Below are 23,864 nucleotides of genomic sequence, written 5' to 3'. Positions count from 1 at the left end.
CAGATCCGGGTCGGCGGGGACGCCGGCGCCTCGGAAGTCATCGTGCTGCGCGGCTTCGGGGAACTCGCCGAGGAATCTGAATCCCTCGTCGCCGCGCTGCTGCTGCCCGACGCCCCGATCGTGGCCTGGTGGCCGCACGGGGCCCCCAAAAACGCGTCTGAGACCTCGATCGGGAGGATCGCGCACCGCCGGATCACCGACTCCGCGAACGAGGCCGAACCCCAGGTCGCACTGGAAAACATCCGGAACACCTACAAAGCCGGCGACACCGACCTCGCCTGGACCCGGCTGACGAACTGGCGCATCCAACTCGCCGCCGTCCTGGACCAGGCCGACACCTCACCCGTCACCGCCGTCGCGGTCGAAGGCGCCTCGGACTCACCCAGCACCATCCTGCTCGCAGCCTGGCTGACCCTGTCCCTGGACGCCCCCGTCACCATCGTCGCGGACCCCGCCGGCACCGGCATCCGCCGCGTCCGGCTCACCCGCACCAGCGGCGACGTCCAACTCTTCCGCCCCGGCCTCTCCATCGCCGAACTCACCCAACCCGGCCAACCCGCACAACGCATCTCCCTCCCACGCCGCAGCCTCCGCGACTGCCTCGCAGAAGAACTCCGCCGCCTCGACCCCGACGAGGTGTTCGGCGAAGTGATTACTATTGGACTGCCACGTACCAATCTAAGGAGTGTCCGTCCCAGTGAGCGCTGAGCCCAGAGTAAGCATCCATCCTGACTCTTCCGTACTCATGGCCGCCATTGCGGCCCGACTGATCACCAAGCTCGTGGACGTGCAGGACCGGTTCGGTGAAGCAACGGTGGTGCTTACCGGAGGCACGGTGGGCATCGGAACTCTGAAGGCAGTAGCGGACTCCCCCGCCGCCCCCGCGGTGGACTGGGCCAAAGTGAACTTCTGGTGGGGCGACGAACGCTTCGTCGGATCCCAGGACCCGGACCGCAACGCGCTCCAGGCCCAGGAAGCACTCCTGAAGCACATCAACGCTGATCCCGAGCGCGTCCACGTGCCCGGCTCGACGGATGACTTCGAAACGCCGGAACAGGCTGCAGAGGACTACGCACAACGCCTCAGTGATGCGGCAGCTGCCGAGCATGCCGCTGATGCTTCGGACGGCCGCCCCGAGGAGCCGGGCCGGCTTCCCCGGTTCGACGTCGTCCTGCTGGGAGTGGGCCCGGACGCGCACGTGGCGTCCCTGTTCCCGGAACAGGGCGGCATCCGCGAGAAGCAACTGACGGTGGTGGGGGTCCGCAACTCCCCCAAGCCGCCGCCCCAGCGGATCTCCCTGACTCTGCCGGCCATCAACACCTCTGCCGAGGTGTGGATGGTGGTGGCAGGCGAGGACAAGGCCGGTGCGGTGGGCCTGGCCCTGGCCGGAGCGAATCCCGTGCAGGTGCCAGCGGCCGGACCGGCAGGCCGGTCCCGGACGCTGTGGCTGATCGACGAAAACGCGGCCGCGCGCGTGCCCGAGCAGCTAGTCAGGAAGGCGCCGGCTGGCTCTTAGCCGCCGCAACGCTCCAGCCAGGACGTCTTCGGCGTCCTGGCTGGAGCGTCTTTCTTTAACGTAATCCAGATGACTCTTGAAGCCTTCTTCCTGGGCTTCGCCGGGCATGCCGGCGCCGGGGTTGCGCGTCGACGGCCGGCCGCACTGCCGGCAGTCCCACACATCCGGAATCTGGTCGTCCGGCAATTTAAGAAAAACAGGCCGCGTCTCGTGTCCCATGGCGCACCAATAGGAGACACAAATACGCGGCAGGGGCTCCCCGAGAGGATCATCCCCCTGGTTCTTCAATCCGGCCCCTTGAATGACACCCACGCGGGTGCCGCGGAATCCTGAAGAGGAATGCACCATGGGAACTCCCTCGCTACTAATGGCGGCGCTGCCGTTAGATCCGATAGCCACAGTTTAGTCCGGACTTCCCCCTGACGGCAGGAAAAAGCCCGGCCCAATCAGGAACGGGTCCTGATTGGGCCGGGCTTTTTAGTGCTGGGCGGCTGCCTCGGGCGTTAGGAGTCAGCCACACCCGTGAAGCGCATCAGGAGGCCGAGGGCGATGATGACCACGCCCCAGGTGACTCCGAGGATGATGGTGAACCTGTTGAGGTTGCGCTCAGCAACGCCGGACGAGGACAGCCCCGAGCTCATTCCGCCGCCGAACATGTCCGACAGGCCGCCGCCGCGTCCCTTGTGGAGCAGGATGAGCAGGGTCAGCAGAAGGCTGGTAATGCCCAGCAGGATCTGCAGAATCACATGAAGAACGTCCACGACGGCCTTTCCAAAGTTGGTGGATGCGGGAGCCTGCCAGATGAACGGACTAGTCCGCTACGAGGTGGCTCTCGAACTTCACAATATTAGCAAACTCAGCGGGGTCAAGGCTGGCGCCGCCCACCAGCACGCCGTCAACGTCGCGTTCCTTAAGGATGGCGGCAGCGTTGCTGGCTTTGACCGAACCGCCGTACAGCAGGCGGACCTTGCCGGCCACATCGGCGTCAAACAGTTCGGTGAGCTTGGCACGGATCGCCGCACACATTTCCTGGGCGTCCTCCGGGCCTGCAACCTCACCTGTGCCGATGGCCCAGACGGGCTCATAGGCGACGACGAGCTGGGCCGCCTGCTCCGCGGTGAGGCCTTCAACGTCGGCGCGGAGCTGGTCCAGGGTGTGCTGGACGTGGGTGCCGGCCTGGCGTATCTCCAGGCCTTCCCCGACGCAGAGGACGGGGATGAGGTTGTGGCGGTAGGCCGCTTTGACCTTGGCATTCAGGACTTCGTCCGACTCAGCATGGACGGTCCGGCGTTCGCTGTGGCCAACCAGGACGTACTTGCAGCCGAGCTTGTTCAGGAACTGGCCGGAGATGTCCCCGGTGTAGGCACCGGAGTCGAACTGGGACAGGTCCTGGCCGCCATAGGCGATGTCGAGTTCGTCGCCCTGGACGAGGGTCTGCACGCCGCGGAGGTCGGTGAAAGGCGGGAAGACAGCGGCTTCCACACGGCTGTAGTCGTGCTTGGCGTCGGACAGTGTCCAGGCCAGCTTCTGCAGGAGGGTGATGCCCTGGACGTGGTCCATGTTCATCTTCCAGTTGCCTGCGATTAAAGGCGTGCGGTCAAAGGTGCCGTTGGTTGACGTAGTCACGTGTTCTCCAAAAGTGCCGGTCAAATATGCTGATCATGTGAACAGCCGGCAGGGCGCCTTCGCGGTGCGAAAGGTGCCCTGCCGGCTGGTGTGTCTTTAGCGGTCCAGTACGCTCAGGCCGGGAAGTTCCTTGCCTTCAAGGTATTCCAGGCTGGCGCCGCCGCCGGTGGAAATGTGTCCGAACTGGTCATCGGCGAAGCCGAGGGTGCGGACCGCAGCCGCGGAGTCGCCGCCGCCGACAACCGTGAACGCATCCGTCTCCGTCAGCGCCTGGGCGATGGCCCGGGTGCCTGCAGAGAACGCCTCGAACTCGAAGACGCCCATGGGGCCGTTCCAGAACACCGTCTTGGCGCCCATGATCTGCCCGGCGAACGCCTTGGCGGACTCGGGTCCGATGTCCAGGCCGATGCCCTGCGCACCGAAGCTGCTGCCTTCGATGGCGTCGGCGCTGACCGTTTCGTGGTCGGCGTCGGCGGCGAACTTGGCTGCCACCACGACGTCCGTGGGGATCACGAATTCCGTGCCGGCGTCGGCTGCGCGCTTGAGGTAGTCCTGGACGACCGGGATCTGGTCCTCTTCCAGCAGGCTGCCGGCGACCTTGTGGCCCTCGGCTGCCAGGAACGTGAACAGCATGCCGCCGCCCACCAGGATGGTGTCGGCCTTGCCGAGCAGGTTGTCGATGACCGCGAGCTTGTCCGAAACCTTCGAACCTCCGAGGACCACAACGTAGGGACGCTGGGTGTCTGCGGTCAGCTTGCGGAGGACCTCCACCTCGGTACCCACAAGGTCGCCGAGATACGACGGGAGCCGGGTGGCGACGTCGTAAACGCTGGCGTGCTTGCGGTGGACGGCGCCAAAGGCGTCGTTCACAAAAGCACCGTTGTCACCGGTGAGTCCCACCAGTTCGTCGGCGAAAGCGCCACGCTCGGCCTCGTCCTTGCTGGTCTCGCGTGCGTCGAACCGCACGTTCTCGAGCACCAGGACCTGGCCGTCCTGCAGCGCAGCTGCCTGCTCCTTGGCGGAGGACCCTACCGTGTCCTCCGCGAGGGAGACAGGGAAGGAGGCCAGCTCGGCCAGGCGGGAAACCGCCGGCTTGAGCGAGTACTTGTCTTCAGGGGCGCCCTTGGGGCGGCCAAGGTGGGCTGTTACCAGCACGCGGGCACCGGCGTCCGTGAGCTTTCCCAGCACTGGCAGTGAGGCCCGGATGCGGCCGTCGTCAGTGACTGTAGAGCCGTCGAGCGGCACATTCAGGTCACTTCGAACCAAAATGTACCGCCCGCGGACACCTTCAGCGATCAGTTCGTTGAGGGTGTGAGATGTCATGTAGCTAACCCTAGCCCAGCTTTGCCGCGACAAGCTCCGTGAGGTCAACGAGGCGGTTCGAGTAGCCCCATTCGTTGTCATACCAGGAAACAACCTTGACCTGGTTGCCAATAACCTTGGTCAAACCGGAGTCAAAGATGGACGAGGCGGGGTCACCGACGATGTCCGAGGAGACGATCGGGGCGTCGGTGTAGGTCAGGATGCCCTGCCACTCATCGGACTCTGCAGCCTTCTTGAGCGCGGCGTTGACTTCCTCGACGGTGGTCTCGCGGGAGACCGTGACGGTGAGGTCGGTGGCGGAGCCGGTGGGGACCGGAACGCGGATGGCGTAGCCGTCCAGCTTGCCCTTGAGCTCCGGCAGGACCAGGCCGATGGCCTTGGCGGCGCCGGTGGAGGTGGGAACCATGTTGATGGCGGCGGCGCGTGCACGGCGGAGGTCGTTGTGCGGGCCGTCCTGCAGGTTCTGGTCGGCAGTGTAGGCGTGCACGGTGGTCATCAGTCCACGCTCGATGCCGAAGGTGTCGTTGACAACCTTGGCCAGCGGGCCGAGGCAGTTGGTGGTGCAGGAAGCGTTGGAGATGATGTGGTGGTTCTCGGGGTCGTACAGGCCATCATTGACGCCCATCACGATGGTGATGTCCTCGTCCGAGGCGGGAGCGGAGATCAGGACCTTCTTGGCGCCGGCCTCGATGTGCTTCTTGGCGGCAGCTGCCTTGGTGAAGAAACCGGTGGACTCGATGACGATGTCGACGCCGAGGTCCTTCCAGGGGAGGTTGGCGGGGTCACGCTCGGCCAGAACCTTGATGGCGTTGCCGTTGACGACGAGGTTGCCTTCCTTGACCTCGATGGTCTCGGCCAGGCGTCCGCCGACGGAATCGTACTTGAGCAGGTGGGCCAGAGCCTCAGGGCTAGTGAGGTCGTTGACGGCAACGATCTCAAGGTCCGCGCCCTGAGCAAGTGCAGCGCGGAAGTAGTTGCGGCCGATGCGGCCGAAGCCGTTGATACCAATACGGGTGGTCACTTTTTGTCTCCTTTGTGCCTTGGAAGCACAACTAGTTAAGCGGGCGTTCAAGCCAACTAACAGATCCCGCACGCCATTGGGCAGAGATATTTTTCAGATCGGAGGGCGACCAGCCTCATTGCTGAAGGCTAACCGCCTTCCGTGATCCATCTTACGTTTAAGTAGGTCCGCCCCCGCAAGTGCGGGGGCGGACCGTCCAGAATTTGGCCCTAAAGTGGCCGAATGTGAAGTTTGTTACTGCTTTGTGTACGCGGGGTCACACTTGGAGGGTGATGAGACCCGTTGCGTTGGCGCGTGCCGCGGCGAAGCGGGCGGACACGTCGGCCCAGTTGACGATGTTCCAGAACGCCTTGACGTAGTCGGCCTTGACGTTGACGTAGTCCAGGTAGAAGGCGTGCTCCCACATGTCCAGCATCAGCAGCGGGGTGGTGCCCAGCGCGACGTTGCCCTGCTGGTCGTAGAGCTGCTCGATGACGAGGTTGCCACCGATGGGCTCGTAGGCCAGGAAGCCCCAACCGGAACCCTGCAGGCCGAGGGCAGCTGCGGAGAACTGGGCGCGGAAGGCATCGAACGAACCGAAGGCGTCGTCGATGGCGGCGGCGAGCTCACCTTCCGGCTTGTCGCCTCCGTCCGGGGAGAGATTGTTCCAGAACACGGAGTGGTTGACGTGGCCGCCGGTGTGGAAGGCCAGGTCCTTGGAAAGGCGGTTGATGTTGGCGAAGTCGCCCTTTTCGCGTGCCTCGGCCAGCTGGGCCAGCGCGTTGTTTGCGCCCGTCACGTACGCGGCGTGGTGCTTGCTGTGGTGCAGCTCCATGATCCGTGCAGAGATGTGGGGCTCGAGCGCTGCGTAGTCGTAGCTGAGTTCGGGCAGAACGTACTCGGTCACAAAATCCTCCAATGTCGTGGACAGTTTGTCCGGTTTTGCTAACTCTCGGATTGTGCATCCCGGATGACGGGTCATCCGGAAAACTCCGATGGCGGCAACAGCCGCCACCTGGTCTTGATTCTATGGGCGCCGTTTACTCGTCCAGCATTTCCGGCGTCACATTGGCATCCGTGCCCGGGATGCCAAGATCTGAGGCGCGTTTGTCCGCCATGGCCAGCAGCCGGCGGATGCGCCCGGCAATGGCGTCCTTCGTCATGGGCGGATCCGCGAGCCGGCCAAGTTCGTCGAGGCTGGCCTGCTTGTGGGCCACCCGGAGTTCGCCGGCGTATTTGAGGTGGTCCGGGACGTCGTCGCCGAGGATCTCCAAGGCCCGGTCCACCCGAGCGCCTGCGGCCACGGCGGCCTGAGCGGAGCGGCGGAGGTTGGCGTCATCGAAGTTGGCCAGCCGGTTCGCGGTGGCCCGCACTTCCTTGCGCATGCGCCGCTCTTCCCAGACCATGAGTGCATCGTGGGCCCCCATCCGGGTAAGCAGCGCAGCGATGGTGTCGCCGTCGCGGATCACCACGCGGTCCACTCCCCTGACTTCCCGCGCCTTGGCCTGGATCCCCAGCCGCCGGGCTGCGCCTACCAGCGCGAGGGCGGATTCCGGACCGGGGCAGGTGACCTCCATGGACGAGGACCGGCCGGGTTCTGTGAGTGAGCCGTGCGCCAGGAAGGCGCCCCGCCACACCGCTTCGGCGTCAGCGGCTGAGCCGTTCACGACGACGGATGGCAACCCGCGCACGGGCCGTCCCCGGCCGTCAAGGAGGCCGGTCTGCCGGGCCAGCGCCTCGCCGTCGCGGACGACGCGGACCACGTACCGGCTGCCGCGGCGCAGGCCGCTGCCGGAGACGACGATGATCTCGCTCTGGTGCCCGTAGACCTCGGCGATCGCGGCGCGCAGGCGCCGGGCGGTGGAGGCCAGATCGACCTCGGCCTCGATGACGATCCGGCCCGAGATGATGTGCAATCCCCCGGCAAAGCGGAGCATGGCCGAGACCTCAGCCTTGCGGACTGATGATTTCTTGATATCCAGGCGGGAGAGTTCTTCCTTGACTGATGCTGTCAGTGCCATGGCACCTTTCCTAACTATTCCCGAAAATATCCTGGTAGGCCGTAGCCAGCCGCAAGGGGTCATGGACCGGTCGCCGGCCCGAAGCCCCTACTCTACCCAAGACAACCTCGGCGCCGATCATCCCCGCTGCCCGCTTAAACTCGGCCAGGTCCGAAACGGAGGCCGGGTCCGCGAGCACCACATCCGCGCTGAACTCCGGCGCGTAGTCGCGGAGCACGTGCAGGTGGTCGGCGGCGGACATGCCGGACGTTTCCTTGGTGTCCATGGCGAGGTTCATGGTGAGGCAGCGCTTCGCCGGCGTATCGCAGAGTGCCTGGCGCATTTCCGGCAGCAGCAGATGCGGGAGCACGGAGGTGTACCAGGAGCCGGGGCCCAGCACCACCCAGTCGGCAAGCTCGATCGCGGTCAGGGCTTCAACGCAGGCCGGAGCCTGCTCGGGAAGCAGCCGGACGCTCTCCAGCGAACCGGCCACGGCGCAGCGGGCCTGCCCGGTGATGGTGGTGACGGTGCTGCTGCCGTCCGGGGCGGTCACGCGGACATCGCCCTCGATAGTGAGCGGAACGGTGGACATGGGAAGAACCTGTCCGCGGGCGCCGAGCAGCGCACCGGCCCATTTCAGGCCGGCCACCGCGTCCCCCAACAGTTCCCAGAGCGTGACGATCAGCAGGTTTCCCATGGCGTGTTCGTCCAGGGAGGCGCCGCCTCGGGCGGACCGGAACCGGTGCTGCATGACGTCGCGCCAGGTGCGGCCCCAGTCCGTGTCATCGCATAGGGCGGACAGGGCCATCCGGAGATCACCGGGCGGAAGGACGCCGTACTCCTCGCGGAGACGGCCGGAGGACCCGCCGTCGTCCGCCACGGTGACCACCGCGGTCAATTCGGAAGTAAGCAGACGCAGTGCCGAGAGTGAGGCCGAAAGGCCGTGGCCGCCGCCGAGCGCGACGACGTTGGGTCCCTTGTCCTGTTGGGAACCGGTCAGGCCGGCCGGCGGAATCAAAGGCAGCGGGCCGGTAAGAACCCCCATTACTCGCGGCCCAGGTCCCGGTGCGTCGTAGTCACGGTCACGCGCGGATATTGCGCGAGCCGCTTGGAGAGCTCCATGGCGACCGCCACCGAGCGGTGCTTCCCGCCGGTGCATCCGACGGCGATGGTGGCGTAGTGCTTGTTCTCCCGGCGGTAGCCCTCCAGGACAGGTTCCAGCGCGAGCACGTAGCGCTCCACGAAGTTCGGCACGCCCTCGGCTCCGAGGACGTACTCGCTGACGTCCTGGTCGAGGCCGGTGTGCGGCCGGAGCGCCGGCACCCAGTGCGGATTGGGAATGAACCGGACGTCGGCCACATAGTTGGCGTCCACGGGAAGGCCGTATTTGAAGCCGAAGCTCATGATGTTCAGGCGGATCGCGATGGGGCCGGTCTCGGTGAACAATTCGGTGATCGCGGTGGCGAGCCCGTGCACGTTCAGGGACGAGGTGTCCAGGACGAGGTCCGAGGAGTCGCGCAGCTCCTTGAGGAGTTCGCGTTCCGCGGCGATGCCGTCCAGGATCCTGCCGCCGCCCTGCAGCGGGTGCGGGCGCCGGCCCTGTTCGAAGCGGCGGACCAGGACGTCGTCGCTGGCATCGAGGAACAGCACCCGGAAGGTGACGCCGCTGGCTTCGAGGGCACGGAGCGCGGCGCGGATGTCGGCGAACAGCGCCTTGCTGCGCACGTCCATCACCACGGCAAGTTTGGGAATGGACTGCGGGGCGTGGGACACGAGTTCAGCCAGGGTCCCCAGCATCTGCGGCGGCAGGTTTTCGACGACGTACCAGCCGTGGTCCTCCAGCGCATCGGAGGCGGTGCTGCGGCCTGCGCCGGACATTCCGGTCACGATGAGCAGTTCCGCTTCGGCGGGCTTGACCGGTGTCAGGCCGTCCTCTTCCGTGCTGGACTCCGCCGTCGACTCTGCCATTGATTCCAGCCTCATTCCTGCTGTTGCTTCCCGCGCGCAGTTTCTGAGCGGGTTGCTGTTTGCGGCACACGCCGATTTCCCGTACTTACCCTAACCAAGTTTCGGGGCGCGGGCTAAGTTTCCAGCACTTCCCCGGTGGTCATGTTGATCGCCGGAACGGACTCGTTCGAGTCGCCGCCCGCGCCGCCGGGACTGAAGTGGGTGACGATGGCCGCGGCCAGGGCCGGCCCGACACCCTTCGCAGCGGTCAGTTCCGCCGCCGATGCCGCCTTGATCTTCTTGACCGATCCAAAGTGGGCAAGCAGGGCCTTCCGCTTGGAGTCGCCCAGCCCGGGCACGCCGTCGAGGGCTGAGACGGTCATCGCCTTGCCGCGCTTTTGCCGGTGGAACGAGATGGCGAAGCGGTGCGCTTCGTCGCGGATGCGCTGCAGCATGTAGAGGCCCTGCGAGGAGCGGGGCAGGATGACCGGAAAGTCGCTGTCCGGAAGCCAGACCTCCTCGAGGCGCTTCGCGAGCCCGACGACGTAGACGTCGTCGACGCCCAGCGCCTCCAGTGCCCGGGCTGCCGCGTTCACCTGGGGCTTGCCGCCGTCCACCACCACGAGGTTGGGCGGGTAGGCGAACTTGGCCTTCGGCGCGGGCGTGGTGGTGTCGGACAGCGCGGCGTCCCCGGTCCCTGTGGAGGCCGGTGCCGGTCCGGTGCCAACGGATGCCGGGATGGCCGGACCAGCCGGCGTCGCGACCAGCTCGGCGGCTTCAATCTGGGCGGTCTTGTCCACGAGATAGTGCCGGAAACGCCGCGTCAGGACATCGTGCATCGCTGCCGTGTCGTCCGTGGCCGCGGCACCGGTGATGGAGAACTTGCGGTAGTCCGACTTCTTGGGCAGCCCGTCCTCCACAACCACCATGGAGGCCACCACGTTGGTGCCCTGGACGTGGGAGACGTCGTAGCATTCGATGCGCAGCAGCGGAACGGGGAGCTCCAGCGCCTCCTGCAGTTCCTGCAGCGCCTGTGACCGGACGGTCAGGTCGCCGGCGCGGCGGGTCTTGTGGAGCCGCAGTGCGTGTTCGGCGTTCTCGCGGACCGTGGACATGAGGGCCGCCTTGTCCCCGCGCTGCGGAACCCGGATATCCACCTTGGCGCCCCGGAGGCCGCCGAGCCACACCGCCAGGTCCTGCGCATTGCTCGGCTCGACAGGCACCAGCACCTCGCGGGGAAGCCGGCCCTGGATCTCGGCATCTTCGCCGTAAACCTGCTGGAGGAGGTGCTCGACGAGGTCGGGGGTGGTGAAGTCCTCCACCTTCTCGACCACCCAGCCGCGCTGTCCGCGGACCCGTCCGCCCCGGACGTGGAACACCTGGACGGCCGCCTCGAGCTCGTCCTCGTGCAGGGCGAAAACGTCGGCGTCGGTGTCCTCGGCCAGGACCACGGCGTTCCGCTCGAAGACCTTCCGGAGGGCGGTGATGTCGTCACGCAGCCGGGCGGCGCGTTCGTAGTCAAGGGTGGCGACGGCGGCCCCCATCTCCTTTTCGAGCCGGGCGATGAACCGCTTGGCCTCGCCTCCCATGAAGGCGCAGAAGTCCTCCGCCAGGGCGCGGTGTTCCTCGGGGGTGACGCGGCCGACGCAGGGGGCCGAGCATTTGTCGATGTAGCCCAGCAGGCAGGGCCGGCCGCTTGCCTGGGCACGCTTCAGCACGCCAGCACTGCAGCTGCGCACGGGAAAGACCCGCAGCAGGGTGTCCATGGTTTCGCGGATGGCGCCGGCCGTGTAGGGCCCGAAGTACCGCGTGCCCTTCCGCCGCTCGCCGCGCATGACCTGTACGCGCGGCAGCTTCTCGCCCATGGTGACGGCGAGGTAGGGATACGTCTTGTCGTCCCGGAAAACCACGTTGAACCGCGGCTTGAATTCCTTGATCCAGGTGTATTCCAGCTGGAGGGATTCCAGCTCGCTGCCCACAACCGTCCACTCGACGCTGCTGGCCGCGTGCACCATGGCGTGGGTTTTGGGCAGCAGCCCTGCCGGGTTCGCGAAGTACGAGTTCAGGCGTGACCGGAGGTTCTTGGCCTTGCCGACGTAGATAACCCGCCCATGGGGATCCCTGAACCTGTAAACACCCGGATTGGTCGGAATCTCACCCGTCTGGGGTCTATAACTTGATGGATCTGCCACGGTTCCAGTCTACTGAGCTGAGGGGCTGCGAATTGCCGCCGGCTTCTTGGGCAGCCCGACTACTCGATGACCTTGCTCTGGTTGTAGCTGGTGGAGCGCTCTTGGCCGCTGAGCTCAGCAATGGCGTCCATGATCCGGTCGGTCACCTGGCGCCGGGCGGGGAGGGAATGGTCCGGGCCGGTCTTGTCGAAGTAGATCGGCTCCCCCACCTTCATGATGAAGTGCTGGGGTTTCACCGCGTTGCGGCCAGCGGGCTGCAGCTTCTCGGTGCCGATCAGTCCCACCGGGATCACCGGGGCGCCGGTGGTGAGGGCCAGCCAGCCGACGCCGGTCCGGCCGCGGTACAGGATTCCATCGCGCGACCGGGTGCCCTCGGGGTAAATGCCGATGCCCCTGCCGTCCTCAAGGATGTCCAGCAGTGTCCTGAGGGCCTGCACGCTCGCGGCCTGTTCCCCGCGTTCGACCGGAATGGAGCCGACTGCCTCGAAGAAGGACTTCATCACGCGGCCCTTGATGCCCTTGGTGGTGAAGTACTCCGCCTTGGCAAAGAACGCGACGGGCCGGGGCATGAGCGCCTGGACAATCACGCTGTCCAGAAAGGAGAGGTGGTTCGGCGCCACAATAAACGGCCCGCTCTTGGGCACGTTCTCCAGCCCGATAACAGTTGGCCGGCAGCTGCCGGAGATGAGGGTCCGCGTCGTCCAGCGGACGCCGTCAAACAGCTCCATCGTTGCGCACCTCGCTCAGGGCTGCGGCCCGGACGTTCTCCAGCTCCTCGACCTTGGCACGCAGGCCGGCCGCATCGTGCACCACAGCCACAGCACCCGCTGCCTCCAGTTCGCCGTCGGGCGCAAAACCCCAGCTAACGCCGATGCAGTCGAGTCCGTTGGCCAGCGCTCCTGCCACATCCTGCGCGCGGTCACCCACCATCACGGCGTGCTGCGTGCCGAGGTCCGTCATGGCAGCGGCGATGATGCCGGTCTTGCCGACGGGACCCGCTGCGGCCGCGGACTCGTCTGCGGCTGACCCCCTGATGGCGCGGAACCGGCCGGCGATCTTGTGGTGCTCAAGCACGATGTGGGCCAAGCCTTCCGGCTTTTGCGTCGCCACCGCGACAGGCCGCCCTGCATCCACGTAGCTATCCAGCAGGTCAACGATGCCTGGGTACAGGCGGCTCTGGGAAATGCCGGCGTCGAGGTAATGCATACGGTACGTCCGGATGACAGCCTTGAGCATGGCTGGCGGAACGGCCGCGACGTTCAGCAGCGAGTCGCTCAGCTTGGGACCCACCATCGCGTCTAGAAGGTCCTGGCTGGGGACAGGAAGGCCGTGTTCCGTGAGGGCCGCGGCAATTCCGTCTGTTATCCCGCCGGCCGGATCGACAAGAGTGCCGTCCAGGTCGAAGATCACGGGCACTGTTGTTGAAGTCACCGGCTTAGTTTCTCACGATGGCACGCCGGCTCAAACTCGTATGCCCTCCGTGGAATACTCCCGCCCGTAATTGGAGTTTTTGTCCACGTATCGTGACTTCCGAGGCGTTCAGCTGCCATTATCCGGACAAAAACTCCAATGAAACGCTTACGACGGCGGCCCGCCAGTTGTTCTGGTGGCCCGCCGTTGCGTCAGAGGATTTCGGCCAGGAACTTCGCCGTGTGGCTTTCCGAGGACTTGGACACCTGCTCCGGGGTACCCGAAGCAATGATCCGGCCACCGCCGGAGCCTCCGTCAGGGCCAAGGTCAACGATCCAGTCGGCGCTCTTGATGACGTCGAGGTTGTGCTCGATGGTGATGACCGTGTTGCCCTTCTCGACCAGGCCCTGCAGCACCATCAGCAGCTTCCGGATGTCCTCGAAGTGCAGCCCGGTAGTGGGCTCGTCCAGGACGTAGACGCTCCGCCCGTTGGACCGCTTCTGGAGTTCGGCCGCGAGCTTGACGCGCTGCGCTTCGCCGCCGGACAGCGTGGTGGCGGGCTGGCCCAGCCGGACGTATCCGAGGCCGACGTCCACGAGTGTCTTGAGGTGGCGGGCAATCGGGGAGAAAGCAGCGAAAAATTCGGCTCCCTCCTCAATGGGCATGTTCAGCACGTCGGCGATGGTCTTGCCCTTGTAGTGCACCTCGAGGGTCTCCCGGTTGTACCGCGCACCGTGGCAGACCTCACAGGGAACATAAACATCAGGCAGGAAGTTCATCTCGATCTTCAGCGTGCCGTCACCGGAGCAGGCTTCGCACCGGCCGCCCTTGACGTTGAAGGAGAACCGTCCCGGGAGGTAGCCGCGGACCTTCGCCTCCGTGGTCTCGGCGAAGAGCTTCCGGATGTGGTCGAACACGCCCGTGTACGTGGCCGGGTTGGAGCGCGGCGTACGGCCGATCGGGCTCTGGTCGACGTGCACCACCTTGTCCAGGTGCTCGAGGCCCTGGACAGTCTTGTGCCGGCCGGCCACCTGCTTGGCGCCGTTGAGCTTGTTGGCCAGCACCTTGTACAGGATCTCGTTGACCAGGGTGGACTTGCCCGAGCCGCTGACGCCGGTCACCGCGGTAAACAGGCCCAGCGGGAAGGCCGCATCAACGTTGACCAGGTTGTTCTCGCGGGCGCCGACGACCTTCAGCTCGCGCTTCTTGTCGTACTTGCGCCGCTTCTTGGGGATGTCGATGCGCTTCCTGCCGGAGAGATAGTCCCCGGTAAGGGACTTCGTGTTCTCCAAGAGTGCTTTGTAGGACCCGGAGTGGACCACCTGTCCGCCGTGCTCGCCCGCTCCCGGGCCGATATCCACGATCCAGTCGGCCTCGTGGATGGTGTCCTCGTCGTGTTCGACCACGATGAGGGTGTTGCCCAGGTCCCGGAGCCGGGTCAGGGTTTCGATCAGGCGCCGGTTGTCCCGCTGGTGCAAACCGATGGACGGCTCGTCCAGGACATACAGCACGCCCACAAGGCCCGAGCCGATCTGGGTGGCCAGCCGGATGCGCTGAGCCTCGCCGCCGGAGAGGGTACCGGAGGGGCGTTCCAGGTTCAGGTACTCCAGGCCCACGTCCAGCAGGAAGGTGAGGCGGGCCTGGATCTCCTTGAGGACCTGATGGGCGATCTGCGCCTCACGGCCGGTCAGCACGAGGTTGTCCAGGAATGCCGCGCATTCGCGCATGGGCAGCCGCGCGACGTCGGCGATGGACTTACCGTTGATGAGAACCGAGAGCGACGCCGGGTTCAGCCGGGCGCCGTTGCAGGCGGGGCAGGGGATCTGCCGCATGTACTCCTCGTAGCGGTCCCGGGCGGAGTCGGACTCGGTTTCGGTGTGCTTGCGGTGCACGTACTGCACCACGCCTTCGAAGCCGGTGCTGTACTTGCGCTCCCGGCCGAACCGGTTGCGGTACTGGACCACCACCTTGTGGTCCTTGCCGTGCAGCACGGTCTGCCGAATGTCCGTGGGAAGGTCCTGCCACGGCGTGGTCATGGAGAATCCGAGCTCCTTGGCGAGCCCCCCGAGCAGCCGGTTCCAGTACTCGGTGGTCGCGGTGCCCAGGGACCACGGCGCGATCGCCCCGTCCTCCAGCGCAAGCTCCGGATTCGGAATGATCAGTTCCTCGTCCACTTCCAGCCGGGTGCCGATGCCGCTGCAGGCCGAGCAGGCACCGAACGGGTTGTTGAACGAGAAGGACCTGGGCTCAATTTCATCGATGGCCAGGGGATGCTCGTTGGGGCAGGCCAGGTTTTCCGAGAAGGCCCGCGTGCGGTGCGCGTCGTCAGCATCAAGGTCGACGAAGTCGGCCAGCACGCGCCCCTCGGCCAGGCCGAGTGCCGTTTCGATGGAGTCCGTCAGCCGCTGCCGGATGCCCTCCTTGACCACGAGCCGGTCCACCACCACCTCGATGGTGTGCTTGAACTGCTTGCCGAGCTTGGGCGGATCGCTCAGCTGGACGAGGTCGCCGTCGACCCGGGCGCGGGAATAGCCCTTCGCCGTCAGCTCCTTGAAGAGGTCCACGAACTCACCCTTGCGGCCGCGTACCACCGGAGCGAGGATCTGGAAGCGGGTCCCGTCCTCGAGTTCGAGCAGCTGGTCCACGATCTGCTGCGGGGTCTGCTTCATGACGAGTTCACCGCAGACGGGGCAGTGCGGACGGCCCACCCTTGCCCACAGGAGGCGCATGTAGTCGTAAATTTCGGTGATGGTGCCCACCGTGGAGCGGGGGTTTTTGCTCGTGGACTTCTGGTCGATCGAGACCGCAGGCGACAGGCCCTCGATGAAGTCGACGTCGGGCTTGTCCACCTGGCCCAGGAATTGCCGGGCGTAGGCCGAGAGCGATTCGACGTAGCGGCGCTGGCCCTCGGCGAAAATGGTGTCGAAGGCGAGCGAGGACTTTCCCGAACCGGACAGGCCGGTGAAGACGATCATGGCGTCACGCGGCAGGTCGAGGTCGACGTTGCGGAGGTTGTGCTCACGGGCGCCCTTGACCACCAGCCGGGAAAGATCCGGACGCGCCGGTTTGGCGGGGTTCAGGGGGACGACGGCGGAGGGGGCGACAGCGGTTTCTTCAGCTACGGCTTTAGGCACCCACTAATGCTAGTCGAAAACTTCTTCGAATATAAACGCGGGTGTGCTATGCCACGCCGCTACTCGGCGTCGTAAGCGGCAGCCAGCAGGTGGACCGCCTGGGCGAACGTTGCGCCCTGTGATTTGGCGGCCGCGGCATAGTCTGCGGCTGCCTCCGACAACGTCCCCCACCGCTCGTCGCGGGCGCAGACCACCGTTCCGTTGCGCCCCTTGGTGGCGACGACGCCCGCAGCTTCCAGTTCCTTATAGGCCCGCGCCACCGTGTGGGGTGCGACGCCGAGGGTTTCGGCGAGGCTCCGCACCGCCGGCAGCCGCGTGCCGGGAGCAAGCTTCCCCTGGTCCGCCTGCTCGATCACGTGCAGCCTCAGCTGCTCGAAGAGGGCCACGGAGCTGCCGGTGTTCGGTTTCCACTGCCCCGGGAAGGTATGGCCGGCGGTCACAGGCCTGACTCCCGGTAGCGCTGCCGGCCGGCGGCGTGCCTGCCGCGGTGCCGGCGGATGGCGCCGAGCTCGCGGTCCACCCCGCGGAACTGCGCCTCATACAGGTGCCTGTAATGGCCGTCCACGGACAGCAGGCTGCTGTGCGTTCCCTGTTCAACAATGCGTCCGTGATCCATGACCAGAATTAGATCAGCGTCGCGCACGGTGGACAACCTGTGCGCAATGATGAAGCTCGTCTTGCCGTGCCGCAGCCGGTTCATTGCGAGCTTAATCTGCATCTCGGTCCGGGTGTCCACGGAACTCGTTGCCTCGTCCAGGATCAGGACGCTCCGGTCGGCGAGCCGGGCCCGGGCGATCGTGATCAGTTGCCGCTGGCCCTGGCTCAGCGAATCGCCGTCGTCTCCCAGGACCGTGCCGTAGCCGGCGGGCAGCGACCTGACGAAATGGTCCACGTGGCTGGCCTCGGCCGCGGCCAGGATACGGTCATCATCCGCCCCCGGGGAGCCGTATTCGATGTTTTCGCGCACGGTCCCGCTGAACAGCCAGACGTCCTGCATGACCACGGCGAAGTTGGACCGCAGCGAGTCCACGGGGACCGTGGAGATGTCCGTGCCATCAATCGTGATCCGGCCCGAGTCCAGTTCATAGAAGCGCATGAGGAGGTTCACCACGGTGGTCTTGCCCGCGCCCGTGTGGCCCACGATGGCCACTGTCTGGCCCGGCAGGACGGAGAAGGACAGCCCGCTGGCGGCCGGCACTCCCGGGGTGTACGCGAAGGTGACGTCCTCGAAGTCAATCCGGCCGCGCAGGCTGTCCTGGCGGGCCGGAACGCCGTCCTCGCGTGGAACCTCAGGCTCGTCGAGCAGGGCGAAGACCCGCTCAGCCGAGGCCGCGCAGGACTGCATGAGCGTGAGCATGCCGCCAATCTGCCCCATTGGCTGGGTGAACAGGCGGCTGAACTGGATGAACGCCTGAATGCCGCCGATGGTCATTACCCCGGCCGCCACCTGCAGGGCGCCCACGACGGCCACGGCCACGTAGTTGAGGTTGGCTACGAAGACCATGAGCGGCTGCACGGCTCCCGAGACGAACTGGGCGCGCGCGCTGGCGCGGGCCAGCCGGTCGTTGCCGCGGCCGAAGATGGCCGCCGCCGTGTCCTGCTGCCCGAACGCCTTGATCACTTCGTGTCCGGTGATGAACTCCTCGACGTGGGCATTCAGCTCCCCGGTGGACGCCCACTGGGCCGAGAAATAGGTCTGGGACTGCCGTGCCATGAACACCGTAATCAGCGTGGACACGGGAACGGACACCAGGGCGATGGCGGCCAGCAGCGGCGAGATCCACAGCATCATGGCCAGCGAGCCGCACAGCATCAGCACGGACATGATCAGCTGCGTGAGCAGCTGATTGAGTGCCTGGGAGATGTTGTCGACGTCGTTGGTGGCCCGGCTGAGGACATCGCCCCTGGCCTGTTCGTGGAAGTGCGCCGACGGCAGCCGGTGCAGTTTGTCCTCGACGGCGGCGCGGAGGCCGAAGACCAGCCGCTGCACCGCCTGGGCGGTCAGCGCGCCCTGGACCCAGTTGAAGACGGACGTCCCGACGTACATCAGCGAGACCACGCCGAGCAGCATGGCAAGTTTGCCGGCGTCGAACGTCGCATGCATGAAGCCGTCGACAACGACGTCGGTGGCGTCGCCCAGGAGCTTGGGAGCCGCCACATTGAGGGCGGCGAAGCCGCAGGTGGCCGCGACGGCCAGGACCATCCTGCCTCCGGACGGGCGCAGCAGGCCCAGCAGGCGTTTGGCGGCCGGCAGGAAAGTGCCGGTGGTGCGCCTGGCCGCGTGGGTGCCCTTCATGGCCGCCCGCTGCTCACGGCTGCTCATCAAGGGCCAGCTGGGATTCGGCGATCTCCCGGTAGGTGGACGACGATTCCAGCAGTTCGGCGTGGGTCCCCTGGGCGACCAGCCGGCCTTCCTCCAGCACCAGGATGAGGTCCGCGCCCATGATGGTGGGAATGCGTTCGGCCACCAGGAGCACCGTGGCTGCTTCCAGCGCGGGCGCCATGGCCTCCCGGACAGCAGCCTCGGTGGCATAGTCGAGGGCGGAAAAACTGTCGTCAAAGAGGTAGAGGTCCGCGGGGCGGAGCATGGCGCGGGCAATGCAGAGACGCTGCCTCTGCCCGCCCGAAAGCCCGGCCCCGCCCTGGGCGACGGCTGCATGGAGGCCGTCCGGGAGCCGGCGGACGAAGTCATCGGCCTGCGCCAGCTGCAGGGCCTGCCACAGCTCGTCCTCGGTGGCCTCCGGCGCGGCCATCCGCAGATTGGTCGCCACGGAGCCGGAGAAGAGGTAGGAGTGCTGCGGCACCACTGAGATCCGTTCCCGCAGCCGGCCGGCGGGCAGGGTCCGGGCGTCGGCTCCGGCCAACAGGACTTCACCGGAGGTGGCGTCCAGGAACCGCGGGAGGAGATTCAGTAGCGTGGTTTTGCCGCTGCCGGTGGCCCCGATGATGGCCGTGGTGGTGCCGGGGACCGCGGTAAAGGAGATGTCCGCCAGGACGGGGGACTCCGCCCCGGGGTAGGCGAACCAGACGTGGCTGAATTCCACTCCCCCGCCGGCGGACCGGGCGCCGCCGCCCGGGGCGCCGGGCTCCGGCGGGGCCTGCACCGCGGCCGCGGGACGCGTCCCGGTGCGTTCCGGGGCGGGCACGCCCAGAGCCGGGGTCACATCCAGCACATCCTGGATCCGTTCGGCGCAGACGGCCGCGCGCGGTGCGGTGCTGAGTACGTACATGGCCATCATGATGGCCAGCAGGATCTGCAGGATGTAGGCGATGAAGGCCGTGAGGGCGCCCACCTCCATGCTGCCGCTGATGATCAGGTGGCCGCCGAACCAGACCACGGCCACCGAGGAGAGGTTCACCACGATCATGATCATCGGCAGCATGCCGGCCACCAGGAGGGCGGACTGGAGGTTGTTTCGGGTCAGCCTCCGGTTCGCTTCCGCGAAGCGCGCCGCCTCGTGCTTCTGCCGGACGAAGCCGCGGATGACGTTGACGCCGATAATCTGTTCGCGGAGGATCCGGGTGACGCCGTCGATGAGTGCCTGCCCCGTCCGGTAGAGCGGGATGAGGCGGCGCACGATCAGGTACATGATGAGCACTAGCAGCGGGACTATGACAATGACGACGGCGGACAGGGCCGCATTTTGCTGGACCGCCAGGATGATTCCGCCGATGCCCATGACGGGCGCCGCTGCGAGCATGGTGAAAACCAGGACCGCGAACGTCTGGATTTGCTGGACGTCGTTGGTGGACCTGGTGACAAGGCTGGCCGTGCCGAACGTCCCGATCTCCTGGGACGACATGGCCTGGACCTGGGAGAACAGCTCGCGCCGCAGGCGGTGGCCGATCTTCATGGCGACGTCGGCCCCCAGGTACCCGGCGCCCAGGGCGGCTGCAGCCTGCAAAGCGGTGAGCACCATCATCCAGCCGCCGAGCCCCAGGATTACTCCGGGCTGGTTGGCGAGGATCCCGTCGTCGATGATGCTCGCGTTCAGCGTCGGCAACAGCAGGTTTCCCGCGGTCTGCACCACCTGCAGCGCGATGATCGCCCAGACAGCCGTCCGGTGTTCGCCCAGGAGGCGGAGCATCAGGCCGAAAAGCACCGCGCCTCCTTCATCGCCTGGGCGTATGGGAGCCAGGCTCGGCCCCCAATAACCGCTTGGCCATTGTAAGCCAGATCACATAGGACCGCGCGGGAGGTTGCGGGGCGGGTTGCGCCGCGAGCCGGGAGCATGCTGCCCTAGAGCTTGCGGGCCACTGCAAAGATCCTGCGGAACGGGTACACCGTGCCGTGCGGAGTTGGCGGATAGGCGTCGGTCAGCCGCGCGCCGTATTCGGCCTCGAACCCGGCGACGTCCTCCGGCGAAAGCGCGGCCAGCACGGGCCGCAGGCCTGCGCCCCGCACCCAGTCCAGCACCGGGTTATCGCCGGTGAGCACCTGCTGGTAGGTGGTTTCCCATGCGTCAGCGGCGCACCCGGCGTCGAGCATGATCTCCAAGTAGCGTGCGGGCGGCGCCACCGCCTCATCGTGGCGCAGCACGCCGGCAAGCTTGCCGGCCCACTTCGGCGACTCGGCGACGTCGCGCATCAGGGTATGGGAAGCGGAAGTGAAGTTGCCCGGCACCTGCAGGGCGAACCACGCTCCCGGCTTCAGCGCCGCCAGCCAGCCGGCCAGCAGTTCGGGGTGCCCGGGGACCCACTGCAGCGCCGCGTTGCTCACCACCACGTCTGTGTCCTCGGAGGGCAGCCAGGAGGCGATGTCGCCGCGGCTGAACTCCAGCCCCGGGGCGGACTGCCGGTGCTGTTCGGCCATTGCCAGCATCTCGGCTGAGGAATCCAAGCCCACAACTTGCGCGTCTGGCCAGCGGGCCGCGAGCGTGGCGGTCAGGTTTCCGGGGCCGCAGCCCAGGTCCACCACCTGCCGCGGGGCGTCGGCGAGGACCCGGGCGGTCAGGTCAAAGAACGGGCGCTGCCGGTAGTCCCCGAACTGAACGTATTTGGCGGGATCCCACACATGGCCTCCAGTTGTTCGTGGACCGTAGTTCGTTGAAGCTTGGTCTCTAGGTTTTGTCCTGGCAGGGCGAGCCTAGCGCCGGGCAGGCACGAAATCGTTCAGGGACGCGCTGGCACTAAGCTGGAAGGCAATGAAACTCCTTGAGCAGCTCCCCGCCCCGTCCGCACGGATCACCACCGGAACCGGCGCGGACCCGGACACGCTGTACGAGCGCTTCGTGGAGTGGACCGAAAGCCGCGGCGTGCAGCTCTACCCGGCCCAGGACGAGGCCATCATGGAGCTGGCCTCCGGCGCCAACGTGATCCTCGCGACGCCAACCGGATCAGGCAAGTCCCTCGTTGCCATTGCGGCCCATTTCCAGGCAATGGCCCGTGGCGATCGCAGTTACTACACGGCCCCCATCAAGGCCCTGGTGTCCGAAAAGTTCTTCGCGCTCTGCGAGATCTTCGGGGCGGAGAACGTCGGCATGATCACCGGCGACTCCGGCGTGAACCAGGACGCTCCGATTATCTGCTGCACCGCCGAGATCCTGGCCAACACCGCCCTCCGCGAAGGCGCAACGGCCGATCTGGGCGCCGTCATCATGGACGAGTTCCATTTCTACTCCGATCCGCAGCGCGGCTGGGCGTGGCAGGTTCCGCTGCTGGAACTCCCGCAGGCGCAGTTCCTCCTCATGTCCGCCACGCTGGGCGACGTCAGCCGCTTCGAAGCCGGCATGACCGAACTCACGGGACGGCCCACCACCACGGTCAGCTCGTCCGAGCGCCCCATTCCGCTGCACTACTACTACCGCGAGACGCCCGTCCACGAGACCCTCGAAGAACTGCTTGGCACCAGGGAAGTGCCGGTCTACGTGGTGCATTTCAGCCAGGCGGAGGCGATTGAGCGCGCCCAGACGCTGATGAGCATCAACGTCTGCACGCGCGAGGAAAAGGACAAGATTGCCGAGCTCATCGCGAACTTCCGCTTCGCGGCAGGATTCGGCAAGACGCTGAACCGCCTGGTCCGGCATGGCATCGGCGTGCACCACGCCGGCATGCTGCCCAAGTACCGCCGGCTCGTCGAGCAGCTGGCCCAGGCCGGCCTGCTTAAGGTCATCTGCGGTACTGACACGCTGGGCGTGGGAATCAACGTTCCCATCCGTACCGTCGTGCTTACTGCACTGAGCAAGTACGACGGCGTACGCACCCGCCTGCTCAACTCCCGTGAGTTCCACCAGATTGCCGGCAGGGCCGGCCGGGCCGGCTACGACACGGCCGGCACGGTGGTGGTGCAGGCCCCCGAGCACGTGGTGGAGAACGTCAAGGCGATGGCCAAAGCGACCGCGAAGTTCGGCGACGACCAGCGGAAGCTGCGCCAGGTGGTGAAGAAGAAGCCGCCGGAGGGGTTCGTGTCCTGGGGCCAGCCCACCTACAACCGCCTGGTGGACTCGGTTCCGGACCCGCTGAGCTCCAGTTTCACGGTGACGCATGCGATGCTCATGAACCTCATGGAGCGTCCGGGCGACCCGTTCGCCGCGGCGCGCCGGCTCCTCACGGAGAACCACGAAGGCCGACCTTCGCAGCTTCGGCTCATGAAGAAGGCCCTGGGGATCTACCGGGAGCTGCTCGCGGCCGAGGTTGTGGAGCGCATCCCGGCTGCGGAGCAGGGAACGGACGGCCGCACCGTGCGCCTGACCGTCCACCTGCAGCCGAACTTTGCCCTGAACCAGCCGCTCTCCCCGTTTGCGCTGGCGGCGCTGGACCTGCTGGACCCCGAGTCGCCGTCCTACGCCGTCGACGTCGTGTCCGTGATTGAAGCCACGCTGGAGAAGCCCAGGCAGATCCTGTCCGCTCAGCAGAAAAAGGCACGCGGTGAGGCCGTGGCTGCCATGAAGGCGGACGGCATCGAATATGAGCAGCGGATGGCCATGCTCGACGAGGTCACCTACCCCCAGCCGCTCGCGGAAATCCTGGGCGAGGCCTTCGAGGTGTACCGCAAGGCTGCGCCGTGGGTGGGCGACTTTGAACTGGCCCCCAAGTCGATCATCCGTGACATGTACGAGCGTGCGATGAACTTTGGCGAGTTCGTGCAGTTCTACGGCCTTGCCCGCTCCGAGGGCATCGTGCTGCGCTACCTGGCGGACGGCTTCAAGGCACTCCGGCAGACCGTTCCGCAGGATGCGCTGCGGGAGGACCTCGAGGACCTGATCGCCTGGCTCGGTGAGCTGGTGCGGCAGGTGGACTCCAGCCTGCTGGACGAGTGGGAGGAACTGGCCTCCGGGGCCGCCCCAACGCCGCACGACGCACCGCCGCCCCCGCCGCCGTCGCTGACGTCCAACATCCGGGCCTTCCGGGTCATGGTACGGAACGAGATGTTCCGGCGCGTCGAGCTTTTTGCGGACGAGGACGCCGCTGCCCTGGGCGAGCTCGACGGCGATGCCGGCTGGGACGCGGCCCGCTGGGAAGGCGTCCTGGACGACTACTTCGACGAGCATGATGACATCGGCACCGGTCCTGACGCGCGCGGTCCCGGGCTGCTCATCATCACCGAGGAGCCCGGTGCCTGGAAGGTCCGGCAGATCTTCGATGACCCGGCGGGCAACCATGACTGGGGGATCTCCGCGGAGGTGGATCTGGCCGCGTCGGACGAAACCGGCACTGCGGTGGTCCGGGTGACCGGAGCGAACCGCCTCTGACCGGCGCTGTCTGGATCCGGACGGG

At 66.4% G+C, this 23,864-nt stretch carries 20 protein-coding genes; 3 read left to right on the top strand and 17 right to left on the bottom strand.

Translation table 11 applies throughout. The features are described from left to right. Together ACTHQX_RS06825 and pgl are read left to right on the top strand one after the other, a co-directional pair. Positions 1-708: glucose-6-phosphate dehydrogenase assembly protein OpcA (locus tag ACTHQX_RS06825; RefSeq protein WP_440156434.1), on the top strand; the 708-nt coding region annotated here is incomplete at its 5' end. Further along, entirely contained in the window at positions 698-1,516 is an 819-nt protein-coding gene (gene pgl / locus ACTHQX_RS06820) for a 6-phosphogluconolactonase (protein ID WP_236803297.1), read from the top strand. The genes ACTHQX_RS06825 and pgl, both read left to right, overlap by 11 nt. Here the strand turns inward: pgl and ACTHQX_RS06815 are convergent. From ACTHQX_RS06815 to ACTHQX_RS06735, 17 genes are all read right to left on the bottom strand, one after another. Next, entirely contained in the window at positions 1,487-1,864 is a 378-nt protein-coding gene (locus ACTHQX_RS06815) for an RNA polymerase-binding protein RbpA (protein ID WP_236803296.1), read from the bottom strand. The genes pgl and ACTHQX_RS06815 overlap by 30 nt on opposite strands. 155 nt (positions 1,865-2,019) lie before the next feature. Further along, the gene (gene secG, locus ACTHQX_RS06810; protein ID WP_003805565.1) at positions 2,020-2,277 is read right to left on the bottom strand and encodes a preprotein translocase subunit SecG; all 258 of its coding nucleotides are present in this window, start codon (positions 2,275-2,277) and stop codon (positions 2,020-2,022) included. A gap of 49 nt (positions 2,278-2,326) precedes the next feature. Continuing rightward, positions 2,327-3,142, bottom strand: coding sequence for a triose-phosphate isomerase (gene tpiA / locus ACTHQX_RS06805; RefSeq protein ID WP_236803295.1), 816 nt, complete (start codon positions 3,140-3,142; stop codon positions 2,327-2,329). Between the two features lie 96 nt (positions 3,143-3,238). Next, positions 3,239-4,465 carry a phosphoglycerate kinase gene (locus tag ACTHQX_RS06800; RefSeq protein WP_236803294.1) on the bottom strand — a complete coding sequence of 409 codons (1,227 nt, stop codon included), beginning with the start codon at positions 4,463-4,465 and terminating at the stop codon, positions 3,239-3,241. Positions 4,466-4,475: 10 nt separating this feature from the next. Continuing rightward, positions 4,476-5,486: a type I glyceraldehyde-3-phosphate dehydrogenase gene (gene gap, locus ACTHQX_RS06795; protein WP_102974296.1), complete on the bottom strand. Its 1,011-nt coding sequence runs from the start codon at positions 5,484-5,486 to the stop codon at positions 4,476-4,478. A 256-nt stretch (positions 5,487-5,742) separates the two neighbouring features. Further along, on the bottom strand, positions 5,743-6,372 hold the full coding sequence (locus tag ACTHQX_RS06790; protein WP_440156432.1) for a superoxide dismutase: 630 nt from the start codon (positions 6,370-6,372) through the stop codon (positions 5,743-5,745). A gap of 133 nt (positions 6,373-6,505) precedes the next feature. Continuing rightward, positions 6,506-7,486, bottom strand: coding sequence for a DNA-binding protein WhiA (gene whiA / locus ACTHQX_RS06785; protein WP_003805560.1), 981 nt, complete (start codon positions 7,484-7,486; stop codon positions 6,506-6,508). Between the two features lie 10 nt (positions 7,487-7,496). Further along, positions 7,497-8,510, bottom strand: coding sequence for a gluconeogenesis factor YvcK family protein (locus ACTHQX_RS06780; RefSeq protein WP_236803293.1), 1,014 nt, complete (start codon positions 8,508-8,510; stop codon positions 7,497-7,499). Next, positions 8,510-9,433, bottom strand: coding sequence for an RNase adapter RapZ (gene rapZ / locus ACTHQX_RS06775; RefSeq protein ID WP_236803292.1), 924 nt, complete (start codon positions 9,431-9,433; stop codon positions 8,510-8,512). Before rapZ ends, ACTHQX_RS06780 begins: the two co-directional genes overlap by 1 nt. Positions 9,434-9,546: 113 nt before the next feature. Further along, positions 9,547-11,604 (bottom strand): excinuclease ABC subunit UvrC, encoded by a 2,058-nt coding sequence (uvrC, locus tag ACTHQX_RS06770; protein ID WP_440156430.1) that lies wholly within the window; start codon positions 11,602-11,604, stop codon positions 9,547-9,549. Between the two features lie 59 nt (positions 11,605-11,663). Next, entirely contained in the window at positions 11,664-12,332 is a 669-nt protein-coding gene (locus tag ACTHQX_RS06765; protein ID WP_236803290.1) for a lysophospholipid acyltransferase family protein, read from the bottom strand. After that, positions 12,319-13,035, bottom strand: coding sequence for an HAD hydrolase-like protein (locus tag ACTHQX_RS06760; protein ID WP_236803289.1), 717 nt, complete (start codon positions 13,033-13,035; stop codon positions 12,319-12,321). The genes ACTHQX_RS06765 and ACTHQX_RS06760 overlap by 14 nt, the downstream gene beginning before the upstream one ends. A gap of 191 nt (positions 13,036-13,226) precedes the next feature. After that, positions 13,227-16,148 carry an excinuclease ABC subunit UvrA gene (gene uvrA / locus ACTHQX_RS06755; protein ID WP_440156429.1) on the bottom strand — a complete coding sequence of 974 codons (2,922 nt, stop codon included), beginning with the start codon at positions 16,146-16,148 and terminating at the stop codon, positions 13,227-13,229. A 59-nt stretch (positions 16,149-16,207) separates the two neighbouring features. Continuing rightward, on the bottom strand, positions 16,208-16,588 hold the full coding sequence (locus tag ACTHQX_RS06750; RefSeq protein WP_190603133.1) for a GntR family transcriptional regulator: 381 nt from the start codon (positions 16,586-16,588) through the stop codon (positions 16,208-16,210). Then, the gene (locus ACTHQX_RS06745) at positions 16,585-18,444 is read right to left on the bottom strand and encodes an ABC transporter ATP-binding protein (RefSeq protein ID WP_236809300.1); all 1,860 of its coding nucleotides are present in this window, start codon (positions 18,442-18,444) and stop codon (positions 16,585-16,587) included. Before ACTHQX_RS06745 ends, ACTHQX_RS06750 begins: the two co-directional genes overlap by 4 nt. Before the next feature lie 13 nt (positions 18,445-18,457). Beyond that, positions 18,458-20,251: an ABC transporter ATP-binding protein gene (locus ACTHQX_RS06740; RefSeq protein ID WP_440156427.1), complete on the bottom strand. Its 1,794-nt coding sequence runs from the start codon at positions 20,249-20,251 to the stop codon at positions 18,458-18,460. 137 nt (positions 20,252-20,388) lie between these two features. Further along, complete coding sequence (locus tag ACTHQX_RS06735; RefSeq protein WP_236803286.1) at positions 20,389-21,162, bottom strand: trans-aconitate 2-methyltransferase; 774 nt, start codon at positions 21,160-21,162, stop codon at positions 20,389-20,391. 130 nt (positions 21,163-21,292) lie between these two features. On the opposite strand from ACTHQX_RS06735, the gene ACTHQX_RS06730 reads away from it, so the two are divergent. Then, complete coding sequence (locus ACTHQX_RS06730; protein ID WP_236803285.1) at positions 21,293-23,839, top strand: DEAD/DEAH box helicase; 2,547 nt, start codon at positions 21,293-21,295, stop codon at positions 23,837-23,839. The last annotated feature ends 25 nt before the right edge of the window (positions 23,840-23,864 follow it).

Source organism: Arthrobacter sp. SAFR-023 (assembly GCF_051965295.1).
In the GTDB taxonomy this organism is placed as follows: Bacteria; Actinomycetota; Actinomycetes; order Actinomycetales; family Micrococcaceae; genus Arthrobacter.
This window is presented reverse-complemented; position numbering and strand designations above follow the sequence as displayed.

What these genes read in the sequence shown, in the direction of transcription:
- ACTHQX_RS06815 (WP_236803296.1), bottom strand. Translation starts at nt 1,864, where the DNA reads ATGGTGCATTCCTCTTCAGGATTCCGCGGCACCCGCGTGGGTGTCATT.
- ACTHQX_RS06800 (WP_236803294.1), bottom strand. Translation starts at nt 4,465, where the DNA reads ATGACATCTCACACCCTCAACGAACTGATCGCTGAAGGTGTCCGCGGG.
- whiA (WP_003805560.1), bottom strand. Translation starts at nt 7,486, where the DNA reads ATGGCACTGACAGCATCAGTCAAGGAAGAACTCTCCCGCCTGGATATC.
- ACTHQX_RS06780 (WP_236803293.1), bottom strand. Translation starts at nt 8,510, where the DNA reads ATGGGGGTTCTTACCGGCCCGCTGCCTTTGATTCCGCCGGCCGGCCTG.
- rapZ (WP_236803292.1), bottom strand. Translation starts at nt 9,433, where the DNA reads ATGGCAGAGTCGACGGCGGAGTCCAGCACGGAAGAGGACGGCCTGACA.
- ACTHQX_RS06765 (WP_236803290.1), bottom strand. Translation starts at nt 12,332, where the DNA reads ATGGAGCTGTTTGACGGCGTCCGCTGGACGACGCGGACCCTCATCTCC.
- ACTHQX_RS06745 (WP_236809300.1), bottom strand. Translation starts at nt 18,444, where the DNA reads ATGAAGGGCACCCACGCGGCCAGGCGCACCACCGGCACTTTCCTGCCG.
- ACTHQX_RS06730 (WP_236803285.1), top strand. Translation starts at nt 21,293, where the DNA reads ATGAAACTCCTTGAGCAGCTCCCCGCCCCGTCCGCACGGATCACCACC.